This window comes from Pedobacter sp. 01N416 (assembly GCF_056399685.1).
In genome coordinates this window covers 1-11,769 of the sequence record NZ_JBFTRT010000085.1, presented here as the reverse complement: position 1 = coordinate 11,769, position 11,769 = coordinate 1, and the positions used below count along the sequence as shown (strand labels likewise).

Here is an 11,769-nt window from a genome sequence, read left to right as displayed (position 1 = left end):
CGTGTATGGGGTTAGGAAATCCTGCATTTATCGGTAAAAGACAGCAGCATTTAACCGGTAGCGCTTCAACTCAGATGACCTTTACGGCGTCGCAGCCAAATGAAAAAGCAGGGATGCTTATCTTTCAAGGTGAATATAATTTTTACTACATCTGCAAATCGATAAAAGATGGGAAGCAGGTCGTTCAGCTTTACAAAGGGAACCGAGCAACTAAGGGGATGGACTTGATTATTGAAACTCCGGTAAAAGCTAAAACCCTGCAGTTTAAAATAGAAGCTGATCGAGGGCTTTACAATTTTCTTTACGCTGAAAGCCCGGGCAAATGGAAAATACTGATGGATAAAGTGGATGGGAAGTTTTTGAGTACTGAAACCGCAGGAGGTTTTGTAGGCTCACTTTATGCGCTTTATGGTACTTCATCCGGAGAAAGCACTAAAAGTACAGCGTCTTTTAAATGGTTAGATTATAGCGGTAATGATGCCATTTACAAGCAAAAATAGATAATATAGCTTTCTGTTGATTTTTATTGCCTGAAGCATATTGAAAAATAATTGATATTACTTCGGTTATCTGTGAAAAGTTCTTCCAGGCTAATTAGTTATAAAAAATTAACCTCGCAGGTGCTGTAATACCTGCGAGGTTAATTTGTTTAAAAATAGGGTGAAATTCTATTTCGCCGAAAATGTCCAAAAATCGATATTTACTTCTGGTTTTTCTGCTCCTTTAATGGTTAGAAAAAGATCTTGTTTTCCTGTTGCGCCATTAACTTTGCAGCTCACTTCTTTCCATGTCTGCGCATCACCAGTGTTTGGCACGGCCAGTGTTCCAATTACTTTTCCGTCAGGGCTGCCTAAACGAAGTTCAATTTTGTTGTCCTTCCCAATACTTGCTACAGAAGCTGAAAACTTTTTTGCTCCTTTGCCGAAGTCTACGCCCCTAACTTTTATCCAATCTCCGTTTTTAATATGCGTAACATTTAAACCACCTTTGCTGCATGTTTCAGTTTTAACACCTTGTTGGTCACTCATCGTTTCGGCCTCCACACGCATGTAGGGATTTAATCCTTCCACCTGTGGTACTCCATCTGCCGTGTAGGTTACCTGTTCGATACTGCCATCGGCTCTGTAATTTAGCACCTCAACACCCAGATTTCTTTTAAATTCTGTAGGGATTCCCAATTTGTATGCTACAGCCCTGTTGTGGTAGGCGTGATACCATTGTCCTTTAAATTCGAAAATTCCCTGATGGTTATTGTTATTGTTTTTTGGCGGTTGCGCGGCAACAATTCCTCCATAGGTAAATCCAGTGGTAGGGCTTTTACTCATCATATAGTCGATGCGCATCTGCGCTTTCGGGTTGGTTGAGTAAGAGAAATAATAAATCCCATTGCGCTTATGCATCCATGAAGCCTCAAAAAATGCAGGAGCAGTAATAGATGTTGCAGGGCCATCTACGCTGATCATATCCCGGTTGAGTTTGATTACCCTAACATTGCTCTCGCCGTTACCGCCAAAGTACATATAGGCCTGGTCATCATCATCAATAAAGGTCATTGGATCGAATAACCACATGTTTGGTGCAGGAAGTACACCTGGCGTTTCGGTTTCAACGAGTTTTTTCCCAATGGGATCTTTAAATGGCCCTATCGGACTGCTTGAAGTTGCTACGCCGATGCCATTGCCACCATTTCCGAAGTATAGAAAAATTTTGCCGTCGCGGGCAATTGCTGCCGGAGCCCAGGTTCTGCCTGCCCAGGCTACATCTCTAGGTGCTTCAAATACAACACCATGGTCTGTCCAGTTTTTCATGTCGCTGCTCGAAATGCAAACGATCGATTTCATTTTGTATCCGCTATTTTTATCATAGGAGTTCTCATCATCGTTAGATGCGTAGAGATAGACTCTTCCGTTGTAAACAAGAGTGCCAGGATCCGCCAAATGGCGGTAGCCGACTATAACATCATCGGCGGAGCTGATTTGGGTGGTTGTAAGAAGAAACAGAAAAGCGCAGAAGGCTAGGATGGATTTAAGGTTCATAAAAGATAAATTTGGTTAATTTCAATCAATGCCGCTAAATTATTGAGAACCTTAGTCCGCAACTACTTTATTTCGTCAATTTTACTAGCACATTTGGTTAGTTTGCCTGTTTTTCTGTAACGGGATTGATTGAATTAAAAACATTTGTAACATAGATTTGAACAAAGCGGTTCGTTGATCTGCACATTTCTGAATAGCTTTGAATACCGAATATAAAAGCAGTGCAAGTTGAAAAGCTGACTAACCTGTATGAAGAATCTTAAATTATTTACATTATTGCTCTTTTTTGTGCTAAATGCAGTTTGTGTTGATGCGCAAAAAGCAACAAATCCGCTCATTTTTGCCGATGTACCCGACCTTTCGATGATCAGAGTAGGGAAAGTGTATTACATGAGCAGCACAACGATGCACATGAATCCCGGTGTGCCCATCATGAAATCAACCGATCTGGTAAACTGGAAAATTGTAAGTTATGCTTATGATACCCTCGGAAATGCTGAAGAATTAACTTTATCCAATGGAAAATGGGATTATGGGCGGGGATCGTGGGCAAGTAGCCTTCGTTTTCATCAAGGCATTTATTATGTAAGCACTTTCTCTGGTACCACAGGCAAAACGTATATCTACAGTACAAAAGATATCGAAAAAGGCCCGTGGAAACTCATGTATTTTAAACCTTCGCTCCATGATCATTCCCTGTTTTTTGAGGAAGGAAAAACTTACATGGTATACGGTACCGGCAAAATTATTTTGGTGGAATTAAAGGAAGATTTATCTGGAATAAAACCTGACACGAAACCCATAACGATTATCGAAAACGCAAGCCTTCCCTCAGGTACGGGTGCCGGATTACCAGCTGAGGGCTCGCAACTGTTTAAAATTAATGGCAAATATTATCTTTTTAACATTACCTGGCCACGAAATGGGATGCGTACAGTTGTGGTACACCGTTCCGACAAACTTGTCGGGCCATATGAAGGGCGGGTAGCACTTCAAGATAAGGGTGTTGCGCAGGGCGGTTTAATCAGTACGCCAGAAGGAAAATGGTTTTCTTATCTTTTTAGAGATTTTGGATCCGTTGGCCGCATTCCATATTTAGTTCCGGTTACCTGGGAAGATGGCTGGCCGGTGTTGGGTGTTGATGGTAAAGTTCCGGAAACATTGGAACTTCCGGTTAGTAGCGGCTTAATTCCCGGCATTGTGGCATCAGATGAATTTACCCGCAAAAAAGGCGAGCCCGCGCTTCCACTGGTATGGCAATGGAACCACAATCCAGATCATGCATTTTGGTCGCTAACTAAACGCCCAGGATTTTTACGGATTACCACCTCCAGATTGGATACTAATATTCTTCTGGCCCGCAATATATTAACCCAGCGTACCATCGGGCCCGTATCAACCGCAATCACTTCAATTGATATTTCCAATATGAAAACTGGAGACCAGGCGGGATTGATGTTGCTGCAACGCAAATTTGGCTGGGTAGGTGTAAAACATACAGGATCAAAGAAAACGGTGGTAACGGTAAGCGCCCAAAGCGGTAATGTAAATGGTGAAGATGTTCCTGCCGGACAGCAAACCATTTATCTCAAGGCAAGATGTGATTTTGAGAACCGAACAGATAAAGGTTATTTTTTTTACAGCTTTGATGGCAAAACCTGGAAAACGATAGGAGAGCCGCTGCAAATGTCGTATACACTTCCCCATTTTATAGGCTACCGTTTCGGACTGTTTAATTATGCAACTGAAAATGCTGGAGGATATGTTGACTTCGATTATTTTAGGATTGAAGCAAAATAGAATAGTTTGAGCCTAATCTTATCCAAGGGATAAATCGTAAAAAGATGTCACCCTGAGGGGTAATTTATTGTATAAAATCCATATGAGTGACGTTTAATTGATTTCTTTTGCCTTAAGGCACGGTCTTGCCTCGGCTCGCCGCCGCCGAAGGGCTCTTTCTTTTTGGCATCAAAAAGACCAGCACAGCTAGCTTGAATGCCGTTGAAAACATAAAGGCCTATGAAAAAACAAAAAATGCCGGCTGAAAATTTTTCTTTAGAGGTCAGTGGGGTGGCTTGAGTAGTGCGGTCCGAAAAATTTGTTAGGCCGGATGTCAGTAGAACGGGGATACCGTGCTAAGGCCTAGCTGAATGGAAATGCGATAAATGTTGATTAATAATGATTTGTAAAATAATGTCAATGATAGGCTTAATTTATTGTATAAAATCAATATAAATGACAGGAGAATCTAAAAGATTAATCCCCTCAAATTATCGTCATTGCGAGAAGGCTTGTTCAGCCGACGAAGCAATCTTACAACGATCGCTACTAGCATGCGCATTAAGATTGCTTCGTTGCTCGCAATGACGATTTTTCTACTAGGATCTGTTATTGACACCCTAGTCGAAGGGCATTTATTCGCTGTATTGCGTGTTTTTTGCCCCCAGATTTCTCAATTTGCCAATTCGAAACCTGGGGATAATAATAGTTCTACAATGATTAACTTCATCAGTTGCTTCAATTCCCAATAACAACCTTTCAACTCATACTTATTCAACCCATGGTTCAATCATTTCGATTGTTCCGTCGGCATTGTGTTTCAATTCTGTCACTTTCACATTTCTAAGGTGGGTTTTTCCTGAAAGCTGGGTGTCGTGGTAAAAGATATACCACTTGCCTTTTATCTCTAAAATGGAATGGTGGGTAGTCCAACCTTGAACGGGCTTCATAAAAGTGCCTTCGTAAACAAATGGTCCATAAGGTTTGTCGCCAATCGCATATGCTAAATAATGGGTATCACCTGTTGAGTAAGTGAAATAATATTTTCCATTAAATTTGTGCATCCAGGCACCTTCAAAAAAACGTCTGTCGTGGTCATTAGTAAGTAATGCTTTTCCTTGTTTATCTACTAGTTGAACATCTTTCACTTCACCATCAAATGATAACATATCGCTGCTCAATTTCGCTACTTTGGCACTCAATGCGGGTTCATTTTCTTTCTGTGAGTCGGTTTTAGATCCATTGGCATCATATTTTCCATTATTCCAACGCTGTAACTGCCCGCCCCAAATTCCACCAAAGTACATGTAACTGGCGCCATCAGTATCTGTAAACACCGCCGGATCGATACTAAAACTCCCTTTAATAGGTTCAGGTTCAGCCTTAAATGGCCCTGCTGGATTTTTTGATGTAGCAACACCAATTCTAAATACATCAGATTTATCTTTAACCGGGAAATACAGATAATAGGTTCCGTTTTTAAAGGCGGCATCCGGTGCCCAAAGTTGTCTGCCGGCCCATGGAATATCTTTTATGCTTAATGCCACACCGTGATCGGTAACTTTACCATGAATACTGTCCATGCTCAAAATGTGGTAATCTCTCATGTCAAAATGATCACCATTATCATTTTCCGGAGTGCCTGCCTCGATATCATGTGAAGGGTAAACATAAATTTTTCCATTAAAAACGTGGGCAGAAGGATCGGCGGTATAAATTTTGGAGATTATAGGCTGCGATAAATAGCTGGTTTTTTTAGGGGTGTGTGCCGTTTCCTTCTCTGTTTTTTGGTTTGCTTGCTGGCAGGAGCTGGCAATAGCCATTCCCATAATGGATGAAAAAAGGGTGATTTTTTTTAATTCGTTAATCATGTTGCTCATGGTTTTGGTTAATTTAATGTCGTGTGCTTTTAATGCTTTCTGGTGGTCCTAAGTAACTTGGATTTAATTCTCCAAGATCGAGTACTAATTTTTGCAGTACCACGCCAGGATTAATCATCCAATAGTTGATGGTGTGTTTTCCGGTCTTGTTAAAGACAAGGGGAGTTTTAAAAATTTTGATGTTGTTGGCTACCGATTGTCCCCAGGCATAATCAGCGGCGTAATCCTTGCTGATATTAACTACTATAGGAGCTTGCCCGTCTAATGACACGGCGAACTTTAATCCATCTTTCCCGGTAAAATCAATAGTAGGGGAGATAAAGGTATTTAAGGTAAAATTGCCCGTTTCAGTTACAAAAATGTCATAAGCTAAATGTGGTGAGCCTTCACCAGGCTGCTGAATTGGTGAAGTTACAGGTGTTGCGATTACTCCGCCCCTGGTTTTTCCGTAATTGGGAATGGTTTTCCAAAAAATAGGTCTGCTGTTTACCGCTCTGTTATAACTTGTCGCTTCCATCGAAATGTAGCCGTTATCAGGGAGGAATAAATTAGCAGATAAGTCGGTTGGAATAATGTTTTCGGTTTTAATAGGAATGGTGATGCTCGATTTATCACTGCCAGAAATGAGAATTTCACTTGTTTTAGTGTTTTTTGGCGCTTTATTCCAATCAATGCTGATCTGAATTTTCTGATCATCGCTAAGTGATCCCTTTTTACTGTTTAACATGACAAAATCAGGAGCTTTGATATCGTATCTCATTTCACCCGCACCTGTTCTGAAAAGTTCGAGTGTATGTGATGTATTTGCAAGCGCTGAAAAAGTGAAGCCCTGCGCTACCTTTGTTTTTCCCGTAAAATGGAGCTCCGAGTTCTCCAGTGCAACACCCAGGCTGGTAGTAGTATTATTAATCAGCGTAGTTTTAGGGATAATATTGCTATCAGGCTGTTGCCAGGAAGTGTAACCAATATGCGTTTGATCCATCATATGGTCCCATTTTCCCCCAGCCATTGTTTTATTGTAGTATGTGCTGATTTCGGCATCTCGCTTAAATAGAGAATCAACTTTACCGGCGAAAGTATTGGTTGAAAATCTGCCCTGTTTGGCGTATAGTTTGTTTTTGGCTGCCGCGAGATACATCTCATATAAATTAGCCACAGCCTCAATGGGGTGAAGAACCAATTGGTAATAGGTATCTTTCTGATTATCAGCCAGTTGTTTGTTGGTTCTGGTAGCTTGTTGTGCAAGTTTTTTAAAATCAGCGGTAACTTGTTCAAACTCGTTATAGCTGCTTAAACTATAGGTCTTTGCATTAAGCAGTTCTGGTTTAATTCTACCTGCGTATTTTAGATAAGTATCTATATGGTTGGCAATTGCTGTAGCGTGTTCATTCCCAAACTGGTTGGCCGACCAATTAGTTGTGTAGTCCATTAATTTATCGGCCGGGATGGCGTCAGGATTCCATGCATAATCTAAAAAGAATTGGATGGGGAACTCCATTGGTTTTAAATCGCCAACGTTTACGATCCAGATCTGATTGGCATCATGTTCGTAAGCCAATCGCATCTGTTCCCAGATTTTTTGGATGGGGTTGGTGTTTACCCATTTGTAGTTTCTGGGGCCACCCACGTAGTCGAAGTGATAATAAACCCCATAACCGCCTTTTCTGGGCGCTTCGCCTAAACTTGGCAATTTTCTAATGTTGCCCCAATTATCATCGCATAAAAGTAAAGTTACATCATCGGGAACGCGCATGCCTTTGTCGTAATAATCCTGAACTTCCTTATACAAGGCCCATAGCTGTGGCGTTTGCGCTGCAGGTTTTTTTGTTACCTTTTCAATAATTTCACGTTGATCTTTTACAATTTTTTCCAGTAGGGCAGTAGCTGTGCCTGTAGACATGGGCTCGTCGCCATCGCCACGCATACCAACAGTGATGATCTGTTCTTTATCGGCTACACGTTGCAGGCCGCTTTCCCAAAATGCACGTAATTGCTCGGGATTTTGATCATAGTTCCATTTGCCACCTTTATATCTTTTCCACTCATCATGGGCACGTGTTAAGGGTTCGTGATGAGAAGTTCCAATCACTACGCCATATTCGTCGGCTAAAACAGGGTTGAGTTTATCGTCGTCGTTAAATGCACTTCCCCACATGGCGGGCCATAGATAATTCCCTTTTAAGCGAAGAATCAATTCGAATACCTTCTCATAAAACTTATGGTTAAACCCCCCAAATTCTTTTTTGCTCCATCCGGAAAGTGCGGGCGCTTCGTCATTTAAAAATATCCCCCGGTACTTTACCGCAGGTGAAGAAATTATATGACGCCCTGCAATAACATAGAGCGAACTGCTTTTTTTTACCGGAACATCAGCCCAATAATACCAAGGTGAAACACCAATTTGAGCAGAAAGCTCGTATATTCCATATATCGTTCCCCGCTTATCGCTTCCGGCAATTACTAAAGCAGAATCTATGCCCTTAACTGGGTTTTTTATCACCTGAATTAATGTGGCTTCCCATTTTCCGGCAATTTCGGAGACATTTAGACTATGGTTCCTGATCATTTCATCGATGATTTTACTGTTGCCGATAGTGCCAATGATGATGGGCATGCTGGTTGTTTTATCCGTTAAAAATTCAGGTTTAAGTCCACTTATCTTTTTAATATCGTTTTGAAGATTTTGGGCGGCACGTATAACGCCTGGCCATTCGTTGGCACTTACTAAAATGGATGGAACCTTACCTTTGCTCACCACAGCAAAACTTCCAGGCAAATAAGTATTTACCGTAATTGGACCGAGCCCAGCGGCTTCTGCAATGAGGACGTTGAAAAGGAATAAGACTAGCGGAAATATTTTCTTCATTACTTAAAATTTAATAACGCTCCAATAGGCTTTTTTTGGTTTTAATTGCGTGTCGAAAAGTAAGGGGTAATTTTTGCGGCCAGGTACAGGATAACCATCCAGCCAGGTACGGCGATCTGAAATGTTCCAGAATGTAACATTGGTGATTACATTTTTATACTTTCTGAATACGTTGAACACCATTTTATACTTTTCAACCTGCCTGGCTTCAAGTTCGGCGGTGTAAGCATCGCTTTCATTCGCACGTTTGGCACGTTTATTTTTCTCCCATGGATAAATGGAAAGATCTAACTCGGTAAACTGTATTTTAAGGCCTAAAGATGAATAGCGTTCAATTGCTGTAACGAGTTCTTTTTCACTAGGTTCATAAATAGACCAATGCGCTTGGAGGCCAACGCCGTCTATAGGTACGCCTTTGTCTTTCAGGCTTTTGAGCAACTTGTATACGCGTTCTCTTTTTTCTGGTCGTTCGGTATTGTAATCATTGTAATAAAGTTTTGCATCGGGATCGGCGGCATGTGCATATTCAAAGGCTTTAATGATAAAGTCTTCACCACAGATTTGGTACCATTTCGAATTTCGTAAGTATTTTGTAGAATCGTCGTCAATGGCCTCATTGACAACATCCCAGGCATATATTTTTCCTTTATATCGCCCAACTACGGCATCAATATGTGCCTTCAATCGTTGTAGCAATACTATTTTATTTACTTCTTTTCTCTCTTTATCTGTGAAAAACCATGAGGGTGCCTGTTCGTGCCAGCATAAATTATGGCCACGTACTTTGATGTTATTTTGCGCTGCAAAGCTGATAATCGAATCGGCTTCCCGCCAATTAAATTTCCCTTCTATAGGTTGCATCGACTCCATTTTCATGTCGTTTTCTGCTGTAATGCTGTTAAAATGTTTTTTAATCAACGCGCTTTCCTCTCCGCTCAGGTTTCTTTTGCCAACGGCAACACCAATCGGGAAGTAATCTTTGTAAAAATCTTTTAAACCCCTGCTATCTGTTTGATTACTGGAAAGCGATTGCCCCGTTTTACATCCTTCGAAGCCCAGTACAAAGAATAGAAATAGGATATAAGTAGAAAATATATTTTTGGCACTCATTGTATCTTGATCAGTTTGGAAAAGTATAGGCTATTTGATTATTTTTTGCCAAGTAAGCTCAGCATCTTTTCTCCATATCTTTTGCCTAACATACGGTAGCCTTCGGCAGAAAAATGTAGATTGTCCGGTCCATCAGGACAGCCCGCAGAAGAAATAACATGTGCATTGGGGATGGTTTGCGGTAAAGTTGCAATAATAGCGTTCATGCTGGCACAAACTCCGCCCTGATCGGCGTTTACCACTTCTCCGGCTAGTAACGGCGTATTTTTAGCTTCTAATTTTAGGTCTTTCAATAAGTTTTCATACACGCCCTTTACTTTTTCTGGCCACGCTTTATCGCCGGTGTTTGACTCTCCCTGATGCAACAATATCCCTTTGATTATGCCACTTTGCTGTGCAATTTTAGCCATCTCTACCATCCGGGCATATGGGTTTCCCTCGTATTCAGCTAACATACCCTTCATCCAATCTGGCGCTGTTGTGGTGTAGGATTGGTAATTTTCTTTGTCGAACAGTTCAATTTTACATCCGCCTACGGCGACATTGATTACACCGATTTTAATATTTTTGGGCAGGTTGGCAACAAGTGTCCGGCCGAAATAATCTACTGGGCCCAGTCCCGTTTTACATCGTGTTAGCGGCGGAACAGCAGTATACCAGTTACCTTTTGTACGGTTTAAGTTATCGCAATTAACGGCTTCCAACAGGCGAAACCGTTGGTCAACTGCTGTAGTATCTTGTGTTTCAAATTTGGCAGCTCCTTCCATGTTCGATTGTCCGAAACACAGAAATATATAAAAATTCGAATCCTGTGAAAATGAGGGAATACTGATCAGCAATAAAGCTGCACAAGTAAAGATGGCACGTAGTTTAGTCATATTTGGTTATAGTTGATCGTAATTGATGTATACTGATGATTTAGCAGTACATATTGCCTTTAATCATCAAATGCTTGTTTGTTTAAAACTTTGTAACCTCGTAGTATGCTTTTTTGGGTTTTAAATCGGCATCAAATAGTAATGGAAAGTTTTTCCTACCTCTGGCATCGAGCCAGCTATAACGGTCGGAGAGGTTCCAAAAGGTAACACCCGTAATGTTCTTTTTATATTTTCTGAACACCTCAAAAACCATCTTATATTTTTCCAATTGCTGCTGTTCCATTTCTGGTGTAAAAACAGCTGTATTAGCGCCTTTTTCACCTGTAACCATCTGGCCGCCCTGTCTTCCCGAATACACGGAAACATCTAACTCGGTAAATTGGATCTGAAGACCAAGTGATGAAAACAATTCAATAGATTTTTCAAGTTCGGAGCGGGTAGGGTTACTGATAGACCAATGCGCCTGTAATCCAACGCCATGAATGGGAACTCCTTTGGCTAATAGCTTTTTAAGCATCCGATATATCTTGTCCCGTTTTATAGGATTTTCCGTATTGTAATCGTTATAAAACAACAATGCTTTTGGATCTGCCACATGTGCATTCCTAAATGCTTGTTCAATAAAATCCTCTCCTGCAATGTTATACAGCTGAGATTTCCGGAAAGTGCTGGTATCATCTGCAATCACCTCATTTACTACATCCCAAGCGTAAATTTTCCCACGGTACCGGGATACAACGGTGTTAATATGGTTTTTGATCCTGGAAAGCAACACATCTTTAGTTACCTGGTTTCCTGTAGAGTCTTTAAATAGCCATCTTGGTGTTTGGGCATACCAGACTAAGCAGTGACCCCTTACTTTTATCTTATTCTGTAATCCAAATTGAACAATTGAATCTGCAATTTTCCAGAAAAATCTATTTTCAAAGGGATGTATTGGACCCATTTTCATTGCATTTTCTGCCGTGATACTATTAAAATGTGTTAAGATCAGCGACTTTTCTTGATTATGGAGGTCGCTCGGCTTAACGGCAACACCTATGGGGAAATAATTTTTATAGTAATCTTTAAGCCCGCTGGCTCTTTTGTATGCACTTAAGGTCAGGATCCCTAAGAAAAGGAATAGAAGAATCGCTAATAATTTATTCGGCTTTCGGCTCATAATCTGGTTTGATGATCAGTAGGCTAAATTATTCGGATTGTGGCTATGGGAATAGTTT

At 40.9% G+C, this 11,769-nt stretch carries 8 protein-coding genes; 2 read left to right on the top strand and 6 right to left on the bottom strand.

Features of this window, described 5'->3' with window-relative positions:
- On the top strand, positions 1–500 hold a 500-nt coding region (locus AC1DND_RS07105; RefSeq protein WP_477580290.1), incomplete at its 5' end, for a beta-xylosidase family glycoside hydrolase.
- Between the two features lie 168 nt (positions 501–668).
- Here the strand turns inward: AC1DND_RS07105 and AC1DND_RS07100 are convergent.
- Positions 669–2,036: a glycoside hydrolase family 43 protein gene (locus AC1DND_RS07100; protein WP_477580288.1), complete on the bottom strand. Its 1,368-nt coding sequence runs from the start codon at positions 2,034–2,036 to the stop codon at positions 669–671.
- 249 nt (positions 2,037–2,285) lie between these two features.
- Between AC1DND_RS07100 and AC1DND_RS07095 the strand changes: the two genes are divergently transcribed.
- The gene (locus AC1DND_RS07095; RefSeq protein WP_477580286.1) at positions 2,286–3,836 is read left to right on the top strand and encodes a glycoside hydrolase family 43 protein; all 1,551 of its coding nucleotides are present in this window, start codon (positions 2,286–2,288) and stop codon (positions 3,834–3,836) included.
- Between the two features lie 749 nt (positions 3,837–4,585).
- On the opposite strand, the gene AC1DND_RS07090 is transcribed toward AC1DND_RS07095, so the two are convergent.
- The 5 genes from AC1DND_RS07090 to AC1DND_RS07070 all read right to left on the bottom strand — a co-directional run bounded on the left by AC1DND_RS07090 (position 4,586) and on the right by AC1DND_RS07070 (position 11,711).
- Positions 4,586–5,686 carry a glycoside hydrolase family 43 protein gene (locus AC1DND_RS07090; RefSeq protein ID WP_477580284.1) on the bottom strand — a complete coding sequence of 367 codons (1,101 nt, stop codon included), beginning with the start codon at positions 5,684–5,686 and terminating at the stop codon, positions 4,586–4,588.
- 22 nt (positions 5,687–5,708) lie between these two features.
- Positions 5,709–8,561 (bottom strand): glycosyl hydrolase 115 family protein, encoded by a 2,853-nt coding sequence (locus AC1DND_RS07085; RefSeq protein ID WP_477580282.1) that lies wholly within the window; start codon positions 8,559–8,561, stop codon positions 5,709–5,711.
- Between the two features lie 3 nt (positions 8,562–8,564).
- Positions 8,565–9,671 carry an endo-1,4-beta-xylanase gene (locus AC1DND_RS07080; RefSeq protein ID WP_477580280.1) on the bottom strand — a complete coding sequence of 369 codons (1,107 nt, stop codon included), beginning with the start codon at positions 9,669–9,671 and terminating at the stop codon, positions 8,565–8,567.
- Positions 9,672–9,709: 38 nt separating this feature from the next.
- A complete protein-coding gene (locus AC1DND_RS07075; protein ID WP_477580278.1) occupies positions 9,710–10,549 on the bottom strand; it encodes a sialate O-acetylesterase in 840 nt (279 codons plus the stop codon).
- Between the two features lie 82 nt (positions 10,550–10,631).
- A complete protein-coding gene (locus AC1DND_RS07070; protein WP_477580276.1) occupies positions 10,632–11,711 on the bottom strand; it encodes an endo-1,4-beta-xylanase in 1,080 nt (359 codons plus the stop codon).
- Positions 11,712–11,769: the final 58 nt, after the last annotated feature.

Excerpts from the sequence above, each read along its gene's own strand:
- AC1DND_RS07100 (WP_477580288.1), bottom strand. The coding sequence starts at position 2,036 with ATGAACCTTAAATCCATCCTAGCCTTCTGCGCTTTTCTGTTTCTTCTT.
- AC1DND_RS07095 (WP_477580286.1), top strand. The coding sequence starts at position 2,286 with ATGAAGAATCTTAAATTATTTACATTATTGCTCTTTTTTGTGCTAAAT.
- AC1DND_RS07090 (WP_477580284.1), bottom strand. The coding sequence starts at position 5,686 with ATGATTAACGAATTAAAAAAAATCACCCTTTTTTCATCCATTATGGGA.
- AC1DND_RS07085 (WP_477580282.1), bottom strand. The coding sequence starts at position 8,561 with ATGAAGAAAATATTTCCGCTAGTCTTATTCCTTTTCAACGTCCTCATT.
- AC1DND_RS07080 (WP_477580280.1), bottom strand. The coding sequence starts at position 9,671 with ATGAGTGCCAAAAATATATTTTCTACTTATATCCTATTTCTATTCTTT.
- AC1DND_RS07075 (WP_477580278.1), bottom strand. The coding sequence starts at position 10,549 with ATGACTAAACTACGTGCCATCTTTACTTGTGCAGCTTTATTGCTGATC.
- AC1DND_RS07070 (WP_477580276.1), bottom strand. The coding sequence starts at position 11,711 with ATGAGCCGAAAGCCGAATAAATTATTAGCGATTCTTCTATTCCTTTTC.